This window comes from Buttiauxella sp. AC038 (genome assembly GCF_979253565.1).
Genome location: NZ_CEEDCQ010000001.1, coordinates 4,029,419 through 4,051,326, shown reverse-complemented (window position 1 = coordinate 4,051,326; position 21,908 = coordinate 4,029,419). Strand labels below are relative to the sequence as shown.

At 51.4% G+C, this 21,908-nt stretch carries 21 protein-coding genes and 1 tRNA gene; 11 read left to right on the top strand and 11 right to left on the bottom strand.

Going from position 1 to position 21,908, the window contains the following annotated elements; translation table 11 throughout:
- Positions 1-1,359, bottom strand: coding sequence for a murein transglycosylase D (gene mltD / locus AC0IXI_RS19235; protein WP_064516404.1), 1,359 nt, complete (start codon positions 1,357-1,359; stop codon positions 1-3).
- A gap of 70 nt (positions 1,360-1,429) precedes the next feature.
- Positions 1,430-2,185 carry a hydroxyacylglutathione hydrolase gene (gloB, locus tag AC0IXI_RS19230; protein WP_134184151.1) on the bottom strand — a complete coding sequence of 252 codons (756 nt, stop codon included), beginning with the start codon at positions 2,183-2,185 and terminating at the stop codon, positions 1,430-1,432.
- Positions 2,186-2,221: 36 nt separating this feature from the next.
- Here gloB and AC0IXI_RS19225 point away from each other — a divergent pair, with 36 nt between their 5' ends.
- Positions 2,222-2,989: a methyltransferase domain-containing protein gene (locus AC0IXI_RS19225; protein WP_471682952.1), complete on the top strand. Its 768-nt coding sequence runs from the start codon at positions 2,222-2,224 to the stop codon at positions 2,987-2,989.
- On the opposite strand, the gene rnhA is transcribed toward AC0IXI_RS19225, so the two are convergent.
- Complete coding sequence (gene rnhA / locus AC0IXI_RS19220; protein WP_166671959.1) at positions 2,937-3,512, bottom strand: ribonuclease HI; 576 nt, start codon at positions 3,510-3,512, stop codon at positions 2,937-2,939. The two genes, AC0IXI_RS19225 and rnhA, sit on opposite strands and share 53 nt — an antisense overlap.
- On the opposite strand from rnhA, the gene dnaQ reads away from it, so the two are divergent.
- Together dnaQ and AC0IXI_RS19210 are read left to right on the top strand one after the other, a co-directional pair.
- Positions 3,466-4,197, top strand: a complete 732-nt coding sequence (dnaQ, locus tag AC0IXI_RS19215) for a DNA polymerase III subunit epsilon (protein ID WP_134184147.1) — start codon at positions 3,466-3,468, stop codon at positions 4,195-4,197. The two genes, rnhA and dnaQ, sit on opposite strands and share 47 nt — an antisense overlap.
- A gap of 133 nt (positions 4,198-4,330) precedes the next feature.
- Positions 4,331-4,407: transfer RNA gene (locus AC0IXI_RS19210), tRNA-Asp, on the top strand.
- A 44-nt stretch (positions 4,408-4,451) separates the two neighbouring features.
- Here AC0IXI_RS19210 and AC0IXI_RS19205 read toward each other — a convergent pair.
- Positions 4,452-5,945: an NCS1 family nucleobase:cation symporter-1 gene (locus AC0IXI_RS19205; protein ID WP_064556885.1), complete on the bottom strand. Its 1,494-nt coding sequence runs from the start codon at positions 5,943-5,945 to the stop codon at positions 4,452-4,454.
- Between the two features lie 245 nt (positions 5,946-6,190).
- Between AC0IXI_RS19205 and hpxA the strand changes: the two genes are divergently transcribed.
- Positions 6,191-6,928 carry an allantoin racemase gene (gene hpxA, locus AC0IXI_RS19200; RefSeq protein ID WP_064556887.1) on the top strand — a complete coding sequence of 246 codons (738 nt, stop codon included), beginning with the start codon at positions 6,191-6,193 and terminating at the stop codon, positions 6,926-6,928.
- 31 nt (positions 6,929-6,959) lie between these two features.
- On the top strand, positions 6,960-7,916 hold the full coding sequence (gene puuE / locus AC0IXI_RS19195) for an allantoinase PuuE (RefSeq protein ID WP_413498145.1): 957 nt from the start codon (positions 6,960-6,962) through the stop codon (positions 7,914-7,916).
- Between the two features lie 54 nt (positions 7,917-7,970).
- On the opposite strand, the gene hpxZ is transcribed toward puuE, so the two are convergent.
- The 4 genes from hpxZ to AC0IXI_RS19175 are packed head-to-tail and all read right to left on the bottom strand — an operon-like array spanning position 7,971 to position 11,527.
- Positions 7,971-8,354, bottom strand: coding sequence for an oxalurate catabolism protein HpxZ (gene hpxZ / locus AC0IXI_RS19190; protein WP_034461580.1), 384 nt, complete (start codon positions 8,352-8,354; stop codon positions 7,971-7,973).
- A 5-nt stretch (positions 8,355-8,359) separates the two neighbouring features.
- On the bottom strand, positions 8,360-9,745 hold the full coding sequence (locus AC0IXI_RS19185) for an AtzE family amidohydrolase (protein ID WP_424221245.1): 1,386 nt from the start codon (positions 9,743-9,745) through the stop codon (positions 8,360-8,362).
- Positions 9,742-9,930, bottom strand: coding sequence for an oxalurate catabolism protein HpxX (gene hpxX / locus AC0IXI_RS19180; protein ID WP_413498143.1), 189 nt, complete (start codon positions 9,928-9,930; stop codon positions 9,742-9,744). Before hpxX ends, AC0IXI_RS19185 begins: the two co-directional genes overlap by 4 nt.
- A gap of 10 nt (positions 9,931-9,940) precedes the next feature.
- Positions 9,941-11,527, bottom strand: coding sequence for a gamma-glutamyltransferase family protein (locus AC0IXI_RS19175; protein WP_471682951.1), 1,587 nt, complete (start codon positions 11,525-11,527; stop codon positions 9,941-9,943).
- Positions 11,528-11,643: 116 nt separating this feature from the next.
- On the opposite strand from AC0IXI_RS19175, the gene AC0IXI_RS19170 reads away from it, so the two are divergent.
- The 4 genes from AC0IXI_RS19170 (at position 11,644) to uraH (ending at position 16,021) form a co-directional block, all read left to right on the top strand.
- Complete coding sequence (locus AC0IXI_RS19170; protein ID WP_064557636.1) at positions 11,644-12,483, top strand: MurR/RpiR family transcriptional regulator; 840 nt, start codon at positions 11,644-11,646, stop codon at positions 12,481-12,483.
- A gap of 213 nt (positions 12,484-12,696) precedes the next feature.
- Complete coding sequence (locus AC0IXI_RS19165; RefSeq protein WP_422569806.1) at positions 12,697-13,938, top strand: pyridoxal-phosphate-dependent aminotransferase family protein; 1,242 nt, start codon at positions 12,697-12,699, stop codon at positions 13,936-13,938.
- Positions 13,938-15,692, top strand: a complete 1,755-nt coding sequence (gene hpxK, locus AC0IXI_RS19160) for an allantoate amidohydrolase (RefSeq protein WP_471682950.1) — start codon at positions 13,938-13,940, stop codon at positions 15,690-15,692. The genes AC0IXI_RS19165 and hpxK overlap by 1 nt, the downstream gene beginning before the upstream one ends.
- Positions 15,689-16,021: a hydroxyisourate hydrolase gene (gene uraH / locus AC0IXI_RS19155; protein WP_471682949.1), complete on the top strand. Its 333-nt coding sequence runs from the start codon at positions 15,689-15,691 to the stop codon at positions 16,019-16,021. Before hpxK ends, uraH begins: the two co-directional genes overlap by 4 nt.
- Here the strand turns inward: uraH and AC0IXI_RS19150 are convergent.
- Together AC0IXI_RS19150 and fadE are read right to left on the bottom strand one after the other, a co-directional pair.
- Positions 16,018-16,785, bottom strand: a complete 768-nt coding sequence (locus AC0IXI_RS19150; protein ID WP_064516475.1) for an amidohydrolase — start codon at positions 16,783-16,785, stop codon at positions 16,018-16,020. The two genes, uraH and AC0IXI_RS19150, sit on opposite strands and share 4 nt — an antisense overlap.
- Before the next feature lie 98 nt (positions 16,786-16,883).
- Positions 16,884-19,328, bottom strand: a complete 2,445-nt coding sequence (gene fadE, locus AC0IXI_RS19145) for an acyl-CoA dehydrogenase FadE (RefSeq protein WP_471682948.1) — start codon at positions 19,326-19,328, stop codon at positions 16,884-16,886.
- Positions 19,329-19,540: 212 nt separating this feature from the next.
- Here fadE and lpcA point away from each other — a divergent pair, with 212 nt between their 5' ends.
- Together lpcA and AC0IXI_RS19135 are read left to right on the top strand one after the other, a co-directional pair.
- Positions 19,541-20,122 carry a D-sedoheptulose 7-phosphate isomerase gene (lpcA, locus tag AC0IXI_RS19140; protein ID WP_064516752.1) on the top strand — a complete coding sequence of 194 codons (582 nt, stop codon included), beginning with the start codon at positions 19,541-19,543 and terminating at the stop codon, positions 20,120-20,122.
- A gap of 67 nt (positions 20,123-20,189) precedes the next feature.
- Positions 20,190-20,957 carry a class II glutamine amidotransferase gene (locus AC0IXI_RS19135; protein WP_034493585.1) on the top strand — a complete coding sequence of 256 codons (768 nt, stop codon included), beginning with the start codon at positions 20,190-20,192 and terminating at the stop codon, positions 20,955-20,957.
- Here AC0IXI_RS19135 and dpaA read toward each other — a convergent pair.
- A complete protein-coding gene (dpaA, locus tag AC0IXI_RS19130; RefSeq protein WP_413498131.1) occupies positions 20,928-21,665 on the bottom strand; it encodes a peptidoglycan meso-diaminopimelic acid protein amidase in 738 nt (245 codons plus the stop codon). The genes AC0IXI_RS19135 and dpaA overlap by 30 nt on opposite strands.
- Positions 21,666-21,908 lie beyond the last annotated feature (243 nt).

Genomic DNA, 21,908 nt, shown 5'->3' with positions numbered 1-21,908 from the left:
TCAAGTATCAGGTGTAGAGTTGTTGCTAACGAATAGCGTCAACTGATCTCCAGGTTTCAGATCGTCTGTATCGTCGTTCCAGCGCAGAACATCCTTGATGTTCACACCGTGACGTTTCGCGATACTCGACAACGAGTCACCCTTACGCACCTTATAAGTGATGCTATCGTTCTTAGCTAAACTCTGTGCGTCATTTTTGACGCTGAGTGTTTGGCCGACTTTAATGTGTGCGCCGCGTATGCCGTTCCAGCTTTGCAAATCTTTTGCACTCACGCCTAAGCGTGAAGCAATGCTCGATAAGGTATCACCTGAACGAACACGGTAAGATTTGCTGCCACCTGCAGTACTGCGGTTATCAGCAAATAGCCGAGGCTGCACTGCTGCAATTTCACCAGAAGCCAAAGAGGCTTTTAGCTGATCGGCATGCTTTTTAGGTACCATTACATAACGTTGATTCTTGCCAACGGTCGAGGTTTTCACCCCGGCGTTGAATGTCTTCAGCGTGCTTAATGATATACCAGCCATTTCGGCAACCTGCGTAAGCTCAACCGGATCGCTGACTTCTACACGTGCTAATGCACGGCTTTCGTCAGTAGTTGGTAAGCGTACACCGTACTTTTTGCTGTTTTTGAGAATATCACTCAAAGCCAACATTTTTGGTACGTAAATTTTGGTTTCCCGTGGCAGTGAAAGCGACCAAAAATCCGTAGGTAAGCCACGAGCTTTATTCGCTTTCATTGCCTTCAGTACACGACCTTCGCCGCTGTTGTACGCCGCCACGGTTAATAACCAGTCGCCGTCAAACATCTTGTTCAGACGCTGCATCATATCGAGTGCGGCAGTGGTCGAAGCCACTACATCACGACGTGCATCGTATGCTTTGGTCTGTTTTAAACCATAATTTCGACCCGTACTCGGTACAATCTGCCAGATGCCAGCGGCATTTGCAGAAGATGTAGCGTGGGGGTCAAAAGCGCTCTCCACTATGGGTAGCAGTACTAGTTCCATTGGCATGTTACGTTTCTTAACTTGCCCGGCAATCCAGTACATATACGGCTCTGCCCGTAATGTTACATCGTGGAGATAGCTCTTATTCTTCAGGTACTTCTGTTTCTGTTCGCGGATCCGGATATTCTCCGGTACCCCCATCTTTAGCTCGTCGCCAATGAAGTTCCACAAGTTTTGGTTATCCGCGAGGTATGTCCCATCGTCCATCCATCGCGAACCTGTGTACTTTCCTGCTTCACCTTGACCAGCTGCAGACAGACTCTGTGCGTGCTGTTGGATGTTGCCGTCATGCCTTGACGCCTGGCACCCCACAAGCAAAACAGAGGCGAGTAATATCGCTTTTGCCTTCATGTGTGTGTCAAATGGTTGCTTAAAAGACGAGCAAGAATACCTTCCACTTTAAAACAACACAACCAAAAATTTAGAAACTATCCTTCTTTGTCCGTAACCAGGCGAAAATTTGCCGTGGTTGTTGCAAGTTTGTTTCTTTGTTAATTTTATCTATTAAATCAATATCATCCGTTCTAAGGAATAAATTTATTTCGCGCTCATTTGCTAAAGAACTCGGCAATGTTGATTGGTTTTTTGCGCGTAACTCATTAACTTTTCGACAGTATCGGTTTAACTTCTCATCGTCTGGAAGGATAGATAAGGAAAACTTCATGTTTGAAAGAGTGTACTCATGAGCACAACAAATTAACGTGTCACCGGGTAGCTTGTTAAGCTTTTGAAAAGAATCAAACATATCATTTGCAGTGCCTTCAAAAAGCCTGCCGCAGCCGCCAGAAAACATCGTGTCGCCGCAAAAAAGATAAGGTGCGCTATAGAAACAGATATGTCCTAAAGTGTGACCTGGTGTGGCAATTACAGTAAATTCATACTCCAAAATATTGACCAGATCGCCGTCTTTAACTACCCGGTTCGTTCCCTTATCTTGTGTCTCCTCGGGGCCGTATACCACAAGGCCTGGGTACTTTTTGAGAAGTTCTTTTACGCCGCCAACGTGGTCGTTGTGATGGTGGGTCAGTAAAATAGCTTCTGGTTGCCAGTGGTTATCCTCAATGGCTTTTAATACTGGATGAGCATCGCCCGGGTCGACGATGATACATCTGCCTTGCTCATCATTCAGAACCCAGATGTAGTTATCCTGGAACGCAGAAATACTGTTAAGATTCATAATTCAACCTCTCTGAATTGCGCTAAGTAGGTAGTGATGAAACCGGCAAGGATACCTGAAAATTTCATTTCGCCTCATCATTGGGGAGAACTGCCATGGGGCGAGTACTACCGTGAGGCTCTGGAAAGCCAACTCCAGCCATGGCTCGCCAAAATGTTTGGTTTCCATCTGCTGAAGATAGGGAACTTAAGCACTGAAATTAATACTGAAGCTTGTGCTATTTCACACCAGGTGAATGTTGCCTTACAAGGTGAACGGCTCCAGGTGAATGCCGATCCGCTGTATTTACCTTTTGCGGGTAAATCAGTCGATGCATGTATGTTGGCTCATACATTGCCGTGGTGCCAGGATCCGCACGGGTTATTGCGTGAAGCTGACCGGGTACTCATTGATGATGGCTGGCTAATTATCAGCAGTTTCAACCCGGTGAGTTTATTAGGTTTAGGCAAAGTCGTGCCATTTATCCGCAAACGTGCGCCATATCGCTGCCGAATGTTTACGCCAATGAGGATGTTCGATTGGCTGGCATTGCTGAATTTTGAAGTGATGCACCAACGCAGTTTCCAGGTTTTACCCTGGAGTAAACAAGGTGGGAAAATGCTCAGTACCCATCTTCCTGCGTTGGGATGCATGCATGTCATTGTGGCGCGTAAGCGGACATTGCCCCTTACGCTCAATCCAATGAAAAGCCGGAAAGCAAAAACGCAAATCCGCTCAGCTGTGGGGGCGACACGGCAATTTAGTGCAACAACTAAGGCTTCGCCGTCTCTGGCTGATAACCCACATCCTCGAGAGTTGGATTAGAAGCTGCTTCACGGGCGAGTTCATCACAACGTTCGTTTTCAGGGTGACCGGCATGGCCTTTCACCCATTCCCAACTAATTTTGTGCTCGCTTAAGGCCGCATCCAGTCGCTTCCATAAATCGACATTTTTGACTGGTTTTTTATCGGCCGTTTTCCAGCCACGTTTTTTCCAGTTATGAATCCATTGGGTTATACCCTGACGAACATATTGGCTGTCGGTGCTGAGCACAACGTCACAAGGTTCGACCAATGCCTCAAGTGCAACGATTGCCGCCATCATTTCCATGCGATTGTTTGTGGTCAGGCGAAAGCCGACGCTAAAAATTTTTTCGTGCTGTTTATAGCGTAAAATAGCACCATATCCACCCGGGCCCGGGTTACCAAGGCAAGAGCCATCGGTGAAAATTTCTACCTGTTTGCGCATCTCTGGTAGACTTCCTGTGATTAAAAAACCAAGTCTGACATAAACGAGCGCTATGAGCACAGCAATTACACGACAGATCGTCCTCGATACAGAAACCACCGGTATGAACCAAATCGGTGCGCACTATGAAGGGCACCGCATTATAGAAATCGGTGCGGTTGAAGTCATCAACCGCCGCCTGACGGGTAATAATTTCCACGTATACCTGAAACCTGATCGTCTGGTAGACCCGGAAGCCTTTGGTGTGCATGGAATTGCCGATGAGTTTCTGGCAGACAAACCAACCTTCGACCAGGTTGCTGATTCGTTTATGGACTATATTCGCGGCGCAGAGCTCGTCATCCATAACGCATCGTTTGATATCGGGTTTATGGATTATGAGTTCGGCAAACTCAAACGCGATATCCCCAAAACCAATACCTTCTGCAAAGTTACCGACAGCCTCGCACTCGCGCGTAAAATGTTCCCGGGCAAGCGTAACAGCCTTGATGCGCTTTGCTCTCGCTATGAAATAGATAACAGCAAACGAACGTTGCACGGCGCATTGCTCGATGCCCAAATCCTTGCCGACGTCTATTTAATGATGACGGGCGGGCAAACTTCTCTGAAGTTTGCGATGGAAGGGGATGTGCAGCAGCGTAACGGAGACAATGGGATTCAGCGTGTTGTGCGCCGTAGCTCCGGTATACGAGTTATTCGTGCCAGTGATGCAGAACTAGAAGCGCATGAATCGCGACTCGACCTGGTGGAAAAGAAGGGCGGCAGTTGCCTTTGGCGTATATAAAAACAGCTGCAATGTATTAAAAAACACCGTTTGGGTGAAATTAACGGCAAACGATTAGTTTAATAAGAAAAAACGTTGACGCTCATGAGCCCTATACGTATTATCTGCCTCGTTCCCGACGGGGAACAAACGCGGAGCGGTAGTTCAGTCGGTTAGAATACCTGCCTGTCACGCAGGGGGTCGCGGGTTCGAGTCCCGTCCGTTCCGCCACAATCAGAAAGCCTGAATCAGAAATGATTCAGGCTTTCGTCGTTTTATTCCTTCGAAACAACAACCTGCCCATTGTATCCCACAGCGTCACTCACTTTATCTGCCCGTGCCAGCCAGCGGTAACAGCCTGCACTCATGAATGCGCCGATAAACCAGCTAAAGTTCGCCACTTCGTGTAACGAAGGGATAAAGCTGATGATTAAACCAACCGCAACCGAAGGCAGCAGCGCGAGAATCGCTTTTGGGTTAAAACCACTTTTGTACCAGTAGCGGCCTTTTGGCGTGTCATCGAACAAGTCATCGACATAAATTTTGCTGCGTTTGATGATGTAGAAATCAGTCAGCAGGATACCGAACAGCGGCCCAATGAACGCCCCCAGCACATCCAGCGTGTAGTGGATAAGCTCCGGTGACTGGAACAGGTTCCACGGTGTCAGCAGAACAGAACCCACGGCTGCAATCATCCCACCGGTACGGAAGCTGATTTTCTGCGGTGAGCAGTTTGAGAAGTCGAAAGCAGGTGATACGAAGTTCGCCACGATATTAATACCGATAGTGGCGGTAATCATGGTCAGTAAACCAATTGCCATCGCGAGGCTATTGCCCACATGGCTGACCGTTTCGATAGGGTCGGTGATCATGCGGCCAAACAGTGATTGTGTGCCGGAGACAATCACCACGGTCACGATGGAGAACAGCAGGAAGTTAAACGGCAGACCCCAGCGGTTACCACGACGGATCTCTTGCATACTTTTGCCGTAGCGCGAGAAGTCACCGAAGTTCAGCAATGGACCGGAGAAGTATGAAACCACCAGCGCGGTTGCGGTCAGCATTTGCCAGGCCTGCTCACCAGAAGAGAGTTGTTTGCTGGCAAGCGTAAACGAAATTCCATCAAAACCGGTTTGATACAAAATCCAGCCCGCCAACGCCATCATCACGATGTATACCGCCGGCCCTGCGATATCAATAAATCGTTTGATAGCATTCATGCCGTGCCAGAACACCATCGCCTGCAGCACCCACATAATGCCAAAGCAAACCCAACCGAGATGCGACAGGCCGAGGAAATGCCCGGTAGTCATTGGTGCAAGCGACGGCCAGAATTTCAACATAACCAGCATCAAAGCATTTGCCGCCAGATAAGTCTGGATACCGTACCAGGCAAAGGCGATTAACCCGCGAATCACGGCCGGAATATTGGCACCAAATACACCAAATGCCTGGCGGCAAATCACCGCATAAGGTACGCCTGCCATTTGGCTCGGTTTCGCGACCAGGTTCGCACACAGTTGCACAATGCAAATCCCTACCAGCAAGCAAAGTAAAACCTGCCAGCTTGCCAACCCCAGTGTGAAGAAGCTGGCTGCGACCACATAGCCGCCCATACTGTGCACATCGGACATCCAGAATGAAAAAATATTGTACCAGGACCATGTCTGGTTACGCGTGGGTGCCAGATCCTCATTACACAGGCGTGGGCTGTACCCTGAGTTGGCACTATCGGTCATCGTAGTCGTGTTGTGTTCAGTGCTTGGCATGATATCTGCTCCCTAATAAAAACAGATGCTGACGGATTGTATGAAACCTTTGTTGCATGAACCGGGCCAGGTTTTATTTTTCAGCAAGCAGGCAGAATACAGAGGCGTTTAAGAGCGCTATCGGCGTATATTGAGGCTCTACGCGCTATTACATCGTGTATGAGTTGTGCACTGATAGTGCAAAAAAACATTTTTATGCCCGGAAATGGTGCTGACCATCGGGGAGTAAACCAAAAGGAATGAGTATGACGAAACATTTGATTCAGGTTATCAACCCCAATACTAACGTGGCGATGACGCACACCATTGCGCAAGCGGCACGCAGTGTCGCTGCCCCTTCCAGCGAAATCATCGCGGTTTGCCCAACACAGGGTGTGGAATCTATAGAAGGGCATTTTGATGAAGCGGTCGCGGCTATCGGTGTGCTTGAGCAAATCAAACTGGGTAAAGAGCAGGGCGTGAGTGGCCATGTCATCGCGTGTTTTGGCGATCCCGGTTTACTGGCCGCGCGTGAACTCGCCAGCGGCCCGGTGGTTGGCATTGCAGAAGCCGCGATGCACGTCGCGACTCTGGTGGCGACACGCTTTTCTATCGTCACCACGTTACCGCGCACCGTAATCATCGCGCGTCATTTATTACGCCAGTATGGGTTCGAGCACCACTGCGCCGCACTGCATGCGATCGATTTACCGGTGCTGGCCCTGGAAGATGGCACGGGTCTTGCTCAGATGAAGGTACGCGAGCGTTGTATACAAGCCATGAAAGAAGATAACAGCGGAGCGATTGTGCTCGGTTGTGGCGGGATGGCAAATCTAGCCCAGGAACTGACCGCTGAACTCGGCATTCCCGTGATTGATGGCGTCACTGCTGCGGTGAAAATGGTGGAGTCCCTCATCGCGCTTGGGCTTGGAACCAGTAAACACGGCGACCTTGCGTATCCGAATAAAAAGCCGTTATCCGGCTGTTTTGACATGCTGAGTTGATATTCTGGCTCGGCTCATAAGGAACCGAACCATGAATGAAGTACCGAAAACTAAAAACTATCACTTCACTGAAAACTACCCGCGTGACATGAAAGGTTATGCGGGTAAGCCACCCCATGCGCAGTGGCCGAATAATGCCCGCGTTGCTGTGCAGTTCGTTCTCAATTTTGAAGAGGGCGGTGAAAACCACGTTCTGCACGGTGACAGTGGCTCGGAACAATTCCTTTCCGATATCATCGGTGCTGCAAGTTTCCCCGATCGCCATATGTCGATGGATTCGCTCTATGAATACGGTTCTCGTGCCGGGTTCTGGCGCATCCATAATGAGTTCCAAAAACGCGGCCTGACCATGACGGTATTTGGCGTAGCAATGGCGCTGGCGCGTAACCCTGAAATTGTTGACGCGATAAAAGCGGCAGATTACGACGTGGTAAGCCACGGCTGGCGCTGGATCCACTATCAAAATCTGGATGAGGCAACTGAGCGCCAGCATATGCACCAGGCCATCGAAATCCTTGAAGATTTGTTCGGCAGCAAACCGCTCGGTTGGTACACCGGCCGCGATAGTCCGAACACGCGCAGGCTGGTGGCAGAAAATGGCAGCTTCCTTTATGACAGCGATTATTACGGCGATGACTTGCCATTCTGGAGCAACGTCACCTGTAGCGATGGCTCGATAAAACCGCATCTGGTGGTGCCTTACACGCTGGATGCTAACGATATGCGCTTTGCGACTGCGCAAGGTTTCAATACCGCCGAGCAGTTTTACACCTATCTGAAAGACAGTTTTGATGTGTTGTACGAAGAGGGGGAAACGGCGCCGAAAATGATGTCTATCGGTATGCACTGCCGTTTACTTGGGCGGCCGGGTCGTTTCAGAGCGTTGCAGCGTTTTCTCGATTACGTGCAGCAGCATGATGACGTGTGGATTTGCCGTCGTCAGGAAATTGCCGAGCACTGGGCGAAGACGCATCCATTTAGTGAATAGATAGTGAATAGATGATGTGGCGGCGGGTGACGTTTCGTTTCCCGCCCACAGTCTTTAGCTCATCACGCTGACATGTGCTGCGACAATTCGCCAGCCATACGGAAATTTGACCCAGGTTTGCATCTGACGGCCAATTTTGTCGCTTCCTTCACGGGTGAATTCAGTGCTGGCAACGGCCATATCATCGCCGTAAGTGGTGATAGTGGTGTTTTGCAAAAGCCGGTCTAACCCTTGTGACGAACGGGCATTTCTGAACGCTCTTATCTCATCAATACCGTAGAGGTTTTCACTCGCACCAAAGCGAACGGTGCGGGGATCGGCCCAAAACAATTCATCTAAGACCGCAACATCGTTGCTGATCAACGCCTGTTCGTAGCGGTAAAATGCGGCACTCACCTCATTGACGATTGCCGGGCGATCGATATTGTCACGCATCATAGTATTTACCTTACCTGGTGAGTTTTCCCTACCAGCATACCCTGTATTTCAAGTAGATGGGCGGCTTGCAAGCAGATATCTTCCCGCCATGGCGGCGCAATCAGCTGCACGCCAATGGGATGCCCGCTTGCAGTCATTAACGGCACCGTAACTACCGGTAAACCGAGGAAAGAAATAGGCTGCGTCAGCATGCCCATACTGGCTTTGACAGGAAGATCAGCGCCGTTGATACGCATGGTTTGCTGACCAATCAGTGTGGCACAACGCGGTGTTGCCGGGGCGATAAGCAGATCATACTTTTCAAAGAGCGGCAGGGTATTATCGCGGAACCATGTCCGGAAGCGCTGCGCCTGAGTGTACCAGGCTGATGGCGTCATTGCGCCTGCTAAAAGGCGCTCGCGGGAATTGAGTTCGAAGCGTTCAGCATGTTCGCGCAAAGCAGGTAAATAATGGTTTCCCCCTTCCGCAGCAGAAAGCAAAAATGCTGCCGAACGGGCGAGTTCCGCTTCTGGCAAGATAATACATTCCAGTGCTTCAAGCCGATGGGCGACGGTTGCGACCGCCGTTTTCGCGTCATCATCACACCAGCTATCAAAAAATCCCCCCAACACCGCACAGCGTAAACTCACCGTCTGCTTGAGCTTATCGGCGACCGGTTCAATGTTGCGGGCTGCCTGGAACTGATCGGCAGGATCAACTCCCTGGAGCGCATCATAAACCCGCGCCAGATCATCCACGCTGCGTGCAAGAGGGCCGATATGATCGAGACTGGCAACAAAAGGCTGGCTGCCGCTACGCGAGAGACGGCCAAAAGTAGGTTTCAGACCAAAGACTCCACATAGCGAAGCCGGAACCCGAATCGAACCATTGGTATCAGTGCCGAGGCTAAAGTTGACCATTCCAGCGGCGACGGCTGCGGCTGAACCGCCGGATGAACCGCCTGCAATTCGCGTCAGGTCATGGGGGTTTCGGGTTGCCCCGTAGTGACTGTTTTCGGTGGTAAACCCGTATGCGTAGGCATCCATATTCAGTGCACCTGAAAGCATCGCACCGGCGGCACTGAGTTGTTTGATGGCAAAAGCGTCATCGTGTGCCGCGGGCTGGGTACTAAAAAGCTCGGCACCTGCAAGCGTTGTTACATCTTTAATATCAAAGAGATTTTTTACGGCATAGGGCACGCCTGCCAACGGCGGAAGCGTTTCCCCACGTGAGCGCTTTTGGTCAATGGCTGCGGCTTCTTGCAACAAACGCGCTGAGGTGACTTCGGTAAACGCATTAATTTCAGGATTAGATTGCGCTATTTTGGCCAGCGTCAGGTGCGCCAGTTCCTGAGCTGAAAATTCGCCACCAGCTAACCCTTGCTGAATGTCGCGAATAGAAAGTGGATTCATAGTTTGTAAACCCCGGCGACTTCCAGGCGTTGTGGTAACGGGAAATCCATCAGCGGTTCAGCCAGCCCGGCCATGCGCGTCAGTTGCACTTCCAGTTCTTTACGGCGAGCTTCATCCAGCGGGACGTTAAGCAATTGCTCCATTATCTGAATGTATGCGGGCCAGTTGATGGTTTGTGATGTCATATCTTTCTCCTTAGAATCCTGCGGCGCTGCCATTGCTGCGTGGGTCGTATGCGCCTTCAAGCATGCCGTTGGTGTGGCGCACAATGGCACCTGCGTGACCCACTGCCTCGCTGAAATCTGGCAGCGCTTCGACTTCATGTCCCAGCTCACGCAGTGCGGCGAAAGTTTCTGGGCTGAATCGGCCTTCTAATTTCAGGCTGTCAGAGGCTTGCCCCCATGTTCTGCCCAGCAACCAGCGTGGTGCGGACACCGCTTCTTGTAACGGCATGCCCTGAATCACATGGCGCGTAAAAATCGCCGCCTGCGTTTGCGGTTGCCCGTCGCCACCCATTGAGCCGTAAACCATGGTTCTGCCATCGGCAAGCCGTGCAGCTGCCGGGTTCAGTGTATGGAACGGTTGTTTACCGGGTGCCAGGCTTAACAGGCTATCTGGCTTGAGGCTGAACGCAGCCCCACGGTTTTGCCACAGTACACCGCTTTTAGGCAGCACCACGCCGCTGCCAAACTCGTGATAAATACTTTGAATAAACGACACCGCCAGCCCGGTGCTATCAATTACCCCCATCCAGACGGTGTCGCCAGGGCCTTTGCCGGTTCCCCAGTTGGCCGCTTTGGTGTCATCAATTTCTGCGGCAAGAGCGGTGAGCGGTGCATGCTCCAGCAAGCTTTGAATTGATGTGGTGATATGGCGTGGGTCGGTGATGTATTTATCGCGCAGCGCGAATGCTTTTTTGGTGGCCTCAACGATGCGATGAACGGTTTGAGTTTCGTTGGCCTGCGCCATATCTAAATGGTCGGTTATCCCCAGAATCGCCAGCGAAACCAGGCCCTGCGTCGGCGGGGTCATATTATAAATATCACCCTGCTGGTGGCTAAGATGCAGAGGAATACGGCGTTTAGCACGCTGTGCCGCGAGATCCTGCAAATTTATCGGCATGCCTAAATCCGCTAACTCTTCGGCGATTAGCGCGGCTAACGGCCCACGATAAAAACTATCAAGCCCTTCCACGGTCAGGCGCGTCAGCGTTTGTGCAAGACGTGGTTGGGTGAAGCGGCTACCCGCTCGGGGAATTTCACCGCGTTCTAAAAAGGTCTCGGCAAACCCGGCAATATTGACCAGTTCATCATATTTACTGTGCGTCGCCAGCGCCTGAGATTGCGTGACCGGAATACCGTCTGCCGCGTAGCGAATCGCATCGGCCAGTAAACGTGAGAGCGGCAGTTGCCCGCCGCCAAGCTGTGCTGCGATTTTTAACGCCTCATCCCAACCGCTGAGGGTTCCAGGCACCGTTAACGCGGATTTAGGTCCACGATGCGGGATAGCGCTTTCACCTGCGTAGAACTCCAGACAGGCGAGCGAGCCCGCAGCACCACTGGCATCAATCGCAATCGGTTCGCCTTCTGGCGGTACAATCAACCAGAAACCATCACCGCCAATGCCATTCATGTGGGGATAAACCACGGCGATCGTTGCCGCCGCTGCCACCATCGCCTCGATGGCATCACCACCATGGCGCAACACGGATAATGCAGTTTCACTGGCTAAATGGTGCGGAGTGACCGCCATGCCTGAAGGTGCCATATTGCTTTGCATCATCGTTTTATCTCTCAGAATGGAAGCCTGGGTAGAGAGCTAAGCAAGAGATGTTCCAGGTTGACTCGATTAGTTTCACTGTGCCAGGCTCGAGTGAAACAAAAGTTACAGAGGTCATGATGAAACAACTAGATGAACGCCTAAGAGCGACATACGAGCAGCTTTCTCCTCAGGAACAGCGTGTTGCTGCGTTTATTGTCGATCATTTTGATGACCTGATTAGCTACAACAGTGCAGAACTTGCCCGCCTTTCGGGTGTATCAAAAGCCACGGTAAGCCGCCTGTTTAAGCGCCTTGGTTATGATCGTTATAAAGATATGCGTGAAGAGCTGCGCACGCTACGCCAGAGCGGAATGCCGCTGACGGAAAACCGTGATGCGGTACAAGGTAACACGCTACTGGCGCGGCATTACAAGCAGGAAATGGCCAATCTAACGCAATGGATAAGTCTGCTTGATACGCAACAATTTGCCGAGGTTGTCACGGCGCTTAATACATCAAAACGAGTCTTTATCATCGGGTTAAGAAACTCATGGCCCGTTGCGATGCACTTGCGCCAACAGCTGTTACAGATTCGTAGCGATGTCTGGTTACTGCCGCAGCCCGGCCAGACGCTGGCTGAAGAGGTGGTGGACATTAGCGAGCACGATTGTGTTATCGCCATCGCTTTTCGCAGGCGGCCGCGCATCATCAAACCTTTGCTGGCAAATCTGCATAAGCGCCAGGTGCCGCTGCTGGTGATGAGTGAAGCGCAAGGTTCTGGCCTGACACCGTATTGCCGCTGGCATTTTGCCGCGCCACTCGACAGCGTTTCTGCCTTCGACAGCTACAGCAGCGCAATGAGCCTGGTCAATCTGTTATCTAACGCGGTACTGCACGAAGCATTAAGTACCGGTCGCCAGCGTATCCATCATATTGCGGAGTTGTACGCCGAATTTGATGAGCTGGAACAGCGCTAGCGCACTGAAATGGTGCGGCTGCACAGGTCGTGGGAACCATTGTGGTTCATTGCCGGGCTGTGGCCGCGCCAGTGTTATCTGATTGCCAATGAAGAATGAAGCCGAAGATTATTCATATCCCTTGCTTTGCCATTGGGGTAAATGAGTGGCACATTAGTTGCAACATGTTTATTAAAGAATCTTTTGTTTCATGAATGAATAAAAGGAAATGCCATGTTCGATATTCAGCACTTCACGCAAATTAATCCGCCACACCGTTTATTGATGGGTCCTGGGCCAATTAACGCGGATCCACGGGTATTGCGGGCAATGGCGAGCCAGTTGATTGGGCAGTATGACCCGGTAATGACTGGCTATATGAATGAAGTGATGGTGCTGTATCGTGAGCTTTTCCGTACGCAAAACCGCTGGACGATGCTGGTCGACGGGACTTCCCGTTCTGGCATTGAGGCTATTTTGTTATCTGCCATTCGCCCGGGTGACAAAGTTCTGGTGCCGGTGTTTGGGCGTTTCGGCCACCTATTATGTGAAATAGCACGTCGTTGCCGTGCTGAAGTTCATACCATTGAAGTTCCGTGGGGCGAGGTTTTCACGCCCGACCAAATCGAAGATGCCATTAAAACGGTGAAACCGCGTTTGCTGTTAACCGTTCAGGGCGACACTTCAACCACGATGCTGCAACCACTGGCTGAGTTAGGTGACATTTGTCGCCGCCATGGCGTGCTGTTTTATACCGATGCGACCGCCTCGTTTGGTGGCAACGCGTTGGAAACGGATGCGTGGGGGCTGGATGCTGTTTCCGCAGGCCTGCAAAAATGCCTCGGCGGCCCGTCTGGCAGCTCACCGATAACCCTCAGCGCGCAAATGGAAGAAGTCATTCGCCGCCGTAAATGTGTGGAGGAGGGGATCCGAACTTCCGCGCACCAGGATGGCGACGACGAAATGATCTACTCGAATTATTTCGATCTCGGCATGGTGATGGATTATTGGGGGCCAGAGCGCCTTAACCACCATACCGAAGCCACCAGCATGCTATTTGCCGCCCGTGAGTGCGCACGCATTATGCTGGAAGAAGGGCTGGATGTAGGGATCGCTCGCCACGAATTGCATGGCCGTGCGCTAGTGGCGGGGATTCAGGGCATGGGGCTGGAAACGTTCGGCAACCTGCAACACAAAATGAATAATGTACTCGGCGTGGTGATCCCGTCCGTTGTCCACGGTGAAGAAGTGCGCAAAATGCTGCTGGAAGATTTCCATATCGAAATCGGCACCTCATTTGGCCCGCTACAAGGCAAAATCTGGCGCATCGGCACCATGGGCTACAACGCGCGTAAAGATTGCGTGCTGCAAACGCTGACAGCACTTGAAGCTGTATTGAACCGCCTGGGTTTCAAAACGACGCAAGGTGCAGCAATGCAGGCAGCATGGGATGTTTATTCACAAGGAAAAAGCTGATGGTAAAACTTGTGATGAATGCCGCCGAGGCCAGCATTGCCGCTAAGCGCGTGATGCAGCGAGCGGATGAACTGGCGCAAATTAGCGAAACGCCAGACCAACTTACCCGGGTCTATCTTTCGCATGAGCATCTGCGTGCTAACCATTTGGTGGCGCGCTGGATGGAACAAATTGGCATGACCACCTGGCAGGATGCGGTGGGCAATATCTGCGGGCGCTATGAAGGGAAAAGGGAAGGCGCTCCGGCCATTTTGCTGGGGTCACATCTGGATACGGTGCGCAATGCCGGGCGTTACGATGGCATGTTAGGCGTATTAACCGCACTGGAAGTTGTCGCCTTTCTCCATGAACACCAGCTTCAATTAGAGCAAGCGATTGAAATTGTCGGTTTTGGTGACGAAGAAGGCACTCGCTTTGGTATCACATTATTAGGCAGTCGGGGGCTAACCGGAACCTGGCCTGACAACTGGCTGGCATGTGTTGATGCTGCGGGAATTAGCGTTGCTCAGGCCCTGGCGAATGCGGGCTTTGACCCTGCGCGTATTCATGCGGCCAGGCGCAACCCGGAAGATTTCAGTGCTTATCTTGAGCTGCACATTGAACAAGGTCCGGTGCTGGAGCAGCAGGATCTTGCTCTGGGTGTGGTGACAGCCATCAACGGCGCGCGCCGTTTGAAATGCTGCTTTGTGGGTGAGGCGGGGCATGCGGGGACGGTGCCAATGAACATTCGTAAGGATGCACTCGCCGCCGCTGCCGCCTGGATGGTGTATGTCGAAGGCGCAACCCGCGCTTATTCCCCGGATATCGTGGCGACCGTGGGAACCTTGCACTGTTTACCGGGTGCCGCGAATGTCATTCCTGGTGAAATTCAGCTCACGCTGGATATTCGCAGCCCCGTGGATTCAAGTCTTGAAGCATTGCTGGAAAACTTATTAAGCAAGGCGCATGAGATTTCAGCCGAGCGTGGCATGACCTTCAGTGCTGAAACCTATTATTCGATTCCTGCCACACCTTGTGACGCCCGTTTGCAGCACCAGTTAACATCCGCCATTACTGCGGTGCAGGGGTTGAGTTTGTCACTGCCAAGTGGCGCGGGGCATGATGCAATTGCCATTGCCGAACAGTGGCCGGTAGGCATGCTGTTTGTGCGTTGCGACCGTGGCATTAGCCACCATCCGGCGGAGTTGGTTCTTGAGGCCGATGTTATGCAGGCCGTGCAGGCCTATGCGCAGGCTGTCGTTGCGCTGGCGTCGAAAAGTGTTTTAGCTGAATTTAACGATGCGCCTGTGCAGGAAGCTCTGAGCCTTGTTGCCCCTTGTGTTGCGATACCCGCATGGGCTGAAAATGTCGTTGCCGCTCGTCCGTATTCGACCGTCGAGGTATTGCAGCATTATGCTTCACAGCTCACTCATGAATGGGGAAGTGCTGAACTGGAACAGGCACTTTGTGCACATCCACGGATTGGTGAAAAAGCACAGGGCAGCGGCAAAGAAGCGGCTTTATCTAAAGGTGAGCAATCGGCTGTAGACACCCAAAACAGCGCGTTAACGCTCGCGCTGGCGCAGGGTAATGCTCAATATGAAGAGCGGTTTGGGCGCGTGTTTCTTATTCGTGCGAAAGGGCGCTGCGGTGAAGATATTCTCGCTGAACTCCAACGCCGCCTGAACAATTCCCCCGCGCAGGAAGAAGTTGAAGCGCTGGAGCAATTACGCCAAATCACGTTACTACGTCTCGAAGGAGTCTTTGCCCAATGAGCCAGTTAAGTACTCATGTTCTGGATACCGCGTTAGGGAAACCGGCGGCTGAGGTGGTGATTCGCCTTGAGCAGCTGATTGATGGCCGCTGGGAGGCGTTAGCCCAGGGCGCTACAGATGCGGATGGGCGTCTAAAAGCGTTCTGCGAGGATTTGGCTTGCGGGCAGTATCGGCTGACGGCGGAAATTGGTTTGTACTTTGCCGTGACACAGCGGGAAACTCTTTACCCTACCGCGCAAATTGACTTCGTGATACCGCAAAACGGCGGGCATTATCACCTGCCGTTTTTGATTTCCCCGTGGTCGTGGTCGACGTACCGAGGGAGTTAAAGACTAAACGGATCGGCATCCTGCCATGCGGGGAACTTCTCGCGGTATTCTTGCAGTGCAATCAACGATAAATCGGCATCGAGGCGCATCGCTTGATGGGCTTCGCCATTCGCCAGAATTTCACCCTGCGGGTTAATGATCTTGCTGTCACCACGGTAATGATGGCCGTTTCCGTCGGTGCCCACGCGGTTGCAACCCGCGACATAGGCCTGGTTTTCAATGGCGCGGGCCACAAGCAAACTTTGCCAGTGCAGGGAGCGCGGGGCAGGCCAGTTAGCAACGTATAACGCCAGGTCATAATCATTGCGATTGCGAGAAAACACCGGGAAGCGCAAGTCGTAACAAACCTGCGGCAGAATGCGCCATCCACGCCACTCGACGATGACCCGCTCGTTACCCGCCTGGTAATGGTGGTGCTCATCAGCCATGCGGAATAGATGGCGTTTATCGTAGAAATGGACTTTGCCGTCAGGCTGTACCAATAAGAAACGGTTCACCGGCCCGCGATCGGTTTGCAGCGCGGCACTGCCGGCTATCATGGCCTGAGTTTGCTGGGCTTTGAACTGCATCCAGTCAATCACTTCCTCTTCAGCAAGCGACTGAATGGCTGCTTCCATCGCGAAACCGGTAGTGAACATTTCCGGCAAGACAATCAGATCGCGACCATGAATAGTATCTAACTGCACATCGAAATGGCGCAAGTTTGCCCCGCCATCCATCCAGACCAGCGGTTGTTGCAGAACGGTAATTTTCAAACCAGACACAATCGGAAGCCTCATGATAAGCAGTGTTTCATTCACTTTAGCATGAGTTAAGAATAAAAAACCCGCCGAAGCGGGTTTAGTATAGAGAGGTGGAGGGCTTATGCCGCTTCAATTTTACGATGCTTTTCCGGCACCTTAACCGGCATGGTCGCCAGCTCCTCTGGCTCAAACTCATCGACGTTAATACTGCGCAGGCGGCTTGCTTCAGCTTTAGTGAGGATCGACGCTTCTTCTGCGTTGATCTTCCCTTCAGCCAGCCACTGTTTCGCTTGTTCATCAAGGCGAGTAAATGACAGGTTCCGCCCGGTTTCTTTGCAGATGCGCAGGTGGATTGGCTCTGCAGCCATGACGTCCATCAGTGCTTCTTCCAGCAGACCTGCCGGGTTGAACTCGCTTGGCGTCAGATACTGGCCACGACCAATGCGCGAGCGGGTTGCCGATGGGATCTGCATGATCTTCGCCAGTTTATGATCCAGCTTGTCAGATGGTGCATCGTAACGACGACCCAGCGGGAAGATAACGACACGCAACATGCCAGCCACATACGCATTCGGGAAGTTACGCAGCAGATCGTCAATCGCTTGTTCTGCCTGATACAACGCATCCTGAACGCCCCAGTGAACCAGTGGCAGGTCAGCTTCGTTACGACCTTCGTCGTCATAGCGTTTCAGCACCGATGAAGCGAGGTACAACTGGCTCAGAATATCACCCAGACGAGCAGAAATACGCTCGCGACGCTTAAGGCTGCCGCCCAATACCGCCATGGACACGTCTGACAGCAACGCCAGGTTGGCGCTCAGTCGGTTCATATACTGGTAGTAACGTTTGGTGGAATCTTTGGTCGGGGTGGCGCTGGTCAGGCCGTTGGTCAGACCGAGCCACAGGCTACGCATTTTGTTGCTACCCACGTGGCCGATATGCTTAAACAGCAGCTTATCGAACGCGTTAACATCATTGTTTTGCGCGGCAGTCATCTCTTCAAGCACATACGGATGGCAACGAATCGCACCCTGGCCGAATATAATCATGCTACGCGTCAGGATGTTTGCGCCTTCCACGGTAATCGCGATAGGTGCACCCTGATAGGCACGTGCCACAAAGTTGGAATTGCCCAGCATAATGCCTTTACCGCCGAGAATATCCATTGCATCAAGAATGGCGCGCTGGCCACGGTGGGTGCAGTGGTACTTCACAATAGCTGACAGAACAGCAGGCTTCTCTCCAAGCATAATGCCGTAGGTCACCAGTGAAGCGGCAGCATCCATCACATATGCGTTACCCGCGATACGTGCCAGTGGTTCTTCAATGCCTTCCATTTTACCGATAGAGATTCTGAACTGACGACGGATATGGGCATAAGCACCCGTTGCCATCGCCACAGATTTTAAACCGCCTGTGGAGTTGGATGGCAGAGTAATGCCACGGCCAACAGACAGACATTCCACCAGCATCCGCCAGCCCTGGCCGGCCATTTTCGGGCCACCGATGATGTAATCAATCGGGACGAAAATATCTTTACCGCGAGTCGGGCCGTTCTGGAATGGCACGTTAAGTGGGAAGTGGCGTTTACCAATTTCCACACCCGGCGTGTGAGTTGGGATTAGCGCACAGGTAATACCGAGATCTTCTTCTTCGCCCAGCAAGTGATCCGGGTCAGACAGTTTAAATGCCAGGCCTAAAACGGTAGCAATTGGTGCGAGCGTAATGTAGCGCTTGTTCCAGGTCAGACGCATACCGAGAACTTGCTGACCTTGCCATTCGCCCATGCAGACAACGCCGGTATCAGGAATCGCACCTGCATCTGAGCCAGCTTCCGGGCTGGTCAGCGCAAAGCATGGGATCTCTTGCCCACGAGCCAGGCGTGGCAGGTAGTGATCTTTCTGCTCGTCAGTACCGTAATGTTGCAGCAATTCGCCTGGGCCTAATGAGTTAGGCACGCCGACGGTAATCGCTAGTATCCCGGAAACCCCAGACAGTTTTTGCAGTACGCGAGATTGTGCGTAAGCCGAAAACTCAAGACCGCCGTACTCTTTCTTGATGATCATCGCGAAGAAACGATGTTCTTTTAAATAAGCCCACAGCTCTGGCGGTAAATCTGCCATTTCGTGTGTGATTTGGAAGTCATTTGCCAGGCGACACGCTTCCTCAACCGGGCCGTCGATAAAGGCTTGTTCTTCTTCAGTCAGTTTAGGCTGCGGATAGTTGTGCAGCTTTTCCCAATCCGGCTTGCCACGGAACAGATCGCCTTCCCACCAGGTTGTACCGGCATCGATAGCTTCTTTCTCAGTACGCGACATCGGCGGCATAACTTTGCGGAAGCTACGGAAAACCGGAGCGGAAATCAGAGATTTACGCATTGGGGTTAAGACTAACGGTACCAGAATTATCGCGAGTGGAACCAGTACCCAGATAGACCAGATACCAGCAAAGCCAAGCGCGGCTGTCCACGCCAGTAGAATTACGCTACTGAGCAACAAATTGACCTGGTGATAGAAAAGCACACCGAGGAGAACGACGGTTGCGACAATACTCAAAATCAACATAAAGGAAACTCCCTTGCTTGTAGGAGGTCTGACCACTTGGATGTATTGGTTTTAGTTCATGTGGTTTTTTTAGCAATATATTCACAAAATAATTACAACTCAGCTCACATTGTTACCGCACGGAACAGCAAAAGCAGGAGGATATGGCGCTTCTCGCGCTATCCGGTAAACTGCTGGGGTTAATCAATCGAAAAATACTGAAGGACATCCTCATGTACCAGGATCTTATTCGTAATGAATTGAATGAAGCGGCTGAAACGCTGGCTAACTTCCTGAAAGATGACGCTAACATTCATGCTATTCAGCGCGCGGCAGTATTGCTAGCTGATAGCTTTAAAGCAGGTGGCAAAGTGCTGTCATGCGGCAATGGTGGCTCACATTGTGATGCCATGCACTTTGCTGAAGAGTTGACAGGTCGCTACCGTGAAAATCGCCCAGGCTACCCGGCAATCGCGATTTCTGATGTCAGCCACATCTCTTGTGTGAGCAACGATTTTGGCTACGAGTACATCTTCTCTCGCTACATTGAAGCGGTAGGACGTGAAGGCGATGTGCTACTGGGGATCTCCACTTCGGGTAATTCCGGTAACGTGATTAAAGCCATTGAAGCTGCACGTGCGAAAGGCATGAAAGTCATTACCCTGACCGGTAAAGACGGCGGAAAAATGGATGGAACAGCGGATGTCGAAATTCGTGTTCCACACTTTGGCTACGCTGACCGCATTCAGGAAATACACATCAAAGTGATTCATATCCTGATTCAGTTGATTGAAAAAGAGATGGTTAAAGCTTAAGTAGCTCTGTTCCCTCTCCCTCAGGGAGGGGGACTGGGTGAGGGTAGTTTAGTGGTGGGAGGTTAAAATGTGCGAACTGCTCGGGATGAGCGCCAATGTACCTACGGATATTTGCTTTAGCTTTACCGGATTGGTGCAGCGTGGCGGAGGAACGGGGCCGCATAAAGACGGCTGGGGCATTACTTTCTATGAAGGTAAGGGATGTCGTACGTTCAAAGATCCGCAACCGAGTTTTAACTCACCTATCGCAAAGCTTGTGCAGGATTACCCTATCAAATCTTGTTCAGTGGTCGCGCATATTCGTCAGGCTAACCGCGGCAAAGTGGCGCTTGAAAATACCCACCCTTTTACACGCGAGTTATGGGGTCGTAACTGGACTTATGCGCACAATGGCCAGCTCAAAGGGCATCGTTCACTCGATACCGGCCCGTTCCGACCGATTGGCGAAACCGATAGCGAGCAAGCATTTTGCTGGCTGCTACATAAGCTGACGCAGCGTTATCCACGCACGCCAGGCAATATGCAAGCGGTGTTTCGCTATATTACAGAGCTTGCGGTGCAATTGCGTGAGAAGGGCGTGTTCAATATGTTGCTGTCGGATGGGCGCTACGTGATGGCGTTCTGCTCCACCAATTTATATTGGATAACCCGACGGGCACCGTTTGGTGTGGCAAAACTGTTGGATCAGGATGTGGAAATCGATTTTCAGGAAGAGACCACACTCAATGATGTGGTCACTGTGATTGCGACTCAACCTCTTACAGGTAACGAAACCTGGCACAAGATTGCACCAGGGGAGTCGGAATTATTTTGTCTCGGGGAGCGCGTAGTTTGATGCCAACTGCGGTTGTGTCGTAGGCGCAACCGGTTTGCTTATCACATAATTACCGCTAATTACCGACACGCCTGGCGGCTGGTGATTCGCCGTGAAGTAGTCATATCCCGGCTTCAGCTGTTTCCAGAAGTTGATGTAATAAGAGTACTTGTGGCGTTCCATGTTGGCATCTGTCATGCGGAACGGATAAATGCTCACCTGCACGCTTGGTTGACCAAAGACTAAAGCCCCGGTAACAAACTGGAAGATCTCATCAATGTTGGTGTCGGTCATGGCATAGCAGCCAATAGAGACGCAAGCACCGTGGATCATCAGATATTGACCCTGATAACCATGCTGGCGATCAAACTCGTTCGGGAAGCCAATATTAATGGCTTTATAGAAGCGGCTATCAGGTTTTAGCTGGCTACGGGTCACGTTATAAAAACCTTCAGGACTTTTAAAATCACCCTGACGTTGTTTAGGACCTAGCCCACCGGAATAATTACAGATGCTATAGCTGTCGAGTAATTGGAACTTCTCGCCCATCTTCACATATAGCTCTAGCGTGCGCTCTTCCTTAAATATTTGAATATAAACAGGAGAGCCCATGAGTTGTTGCTTGAATTCTTTACTGACAGGCGTGTTGGACGTGTTGCCGCTTAATAAGCTGGCAAACGACATGCACGGTATCAGAAGTATCGCAATAATGAGTGCGATCTTACGCATACTGCTTTATTCCTTGAAAAACTTATACCAAATGCCAGGACGGCAAAAAGAGACCCAAAATCAGAATACTCTGTATCAGGAGCGCTCACATTAGCATCGTTCTGAATTTTCGCAAGCCCAACGCAGGGGGTGTAACGCTATTAATTTGGACTTTATACAATACTTCTGAAAAGGGGAAGGATTCGCTTTTTGCGTAACAGCTCGCATAGCTGCATATCTGTGTGTTGTTTTGTGCCCCTTCTA

Coding starts and splice junctions, on each gene's coding strand:
- mltD (WP_064516404.1), bottom strand. CDS start 1,359: ATGAAGGCAAAAGCGATATTACTCGCCTCTGTTTTGCTTGTGGGGTGC.
- gloB (WP_134184151.1), bottom strand. CDS start 2,185: ATGAATCTTAACAGTATTTCTGCGTTCCAGGATAACTACATCTGGGTT.
- AC0IXI_RS19225 (WP_471682952.1), top strand. CDS start 2,222: ATGAAACCGGCAAGGATACCTGAAAATTTCATTTCGCCTCATCATTGG.
- dnaQ (WP_134184147.1), top strand. CDS start 3,466: ATGAGCACAGCAATTACACGACAGATCGTCCTCGATACAGAAACCACC.
- AC0IXI_RS19205 (WP_064556885.1), bottom strand. CDS start 5,945: ATGCCAAGCACTGAACACAACACGACTACGATGACCGATAGTGCCAAC.
- hpxA (WP_064556887.1), top strand. CDS start 6,191: ATGACGAAACATTTGATTCAGGTTATCAACCCCAATACTAACGTGGCG.
- puuE (WP_413498145.1), top strand. CDS start 6,960: ATGAATGAAGTACCGAAAACTAAAAACTATCACTTCACTGAAAACTAC.
- hpxZ (WP_034461580.1), bottom strand. CDS start 8,354: ATGATGCGTGACAATATCGATCGCCCGGCAATCGTCAATGAGGTGAGT.
- AC0IXI_RS19185 (WP_424221245.1), bottom strand. CDS start 9,745: ATGAATCCACTTTCTATTCGCGACATTCAGCAAGGGTTAGCTGGTGGC.
- hpxX (WP_413498143.1), bottom strand. CDS start 9,930: ATGACATCACAAACCATCAACTGGCCCGCATACATTCAGATAATGGAG.
- AC0IXI_RS19175 (WP_471682951.1), bottom strand. CDS start 11,527: ATGATGCAAAGCAATATGGCACCTTCAGGCATGGCGGTCACTCCGCAC.
- AC0IXI_RS19170 (WP_064557636.1), top strand. CDS start 11,644: ATGAAACAACTAGATGAACGCCTAAGAGCGACATACGAGCAGCTTTCT.
- AC0IXI_RS19165 (WP_422569806.1), top strand. CDS start 12,697: ATGTTCGATATTCAGCACTTCACGCAAATTAATCCGCCACACCGTTTA.
- hpxK (WP_471682950.1), top strand. CDS start 13,938: ATGGTAAAACTTGTGATGAATGCCGCCGAGGCCAGCATTGCCGCTAAG.
- uraH (WP_471682949.1), top strand. CDS start 15,689: ATGAGCCAGTTAAGTACTCATGTTCTGGATACCGCGTTAGGGAAACCG.
- fadE (WP_471682948.1), bottom strand. CDS start 19,328: ATGTTGATTTTGAGTATTGTCGCAACCGTCGTTCTCCTCGGTGTGCTT.
- lpcA (WP_064516752.1), top strand. CDS start 19,541: ATGTACCAGGATCTTATTCGTAATGAATTGAATGAAGCGGCTGAAACG.
- AC0IXI_RS19135 (WP_034493585.1), top strand. CDS start 20,190: ATGTGCGAACTGCTCGGGATGAGCGCCAATGTACCTACGGATATTTGC.
- dpaA (WP_413498131.1), bottom strand. CDS start 21,665: ATGCGTAAGATCGCACTCATTATTGCGATACTTCTGATACCGTGCATG.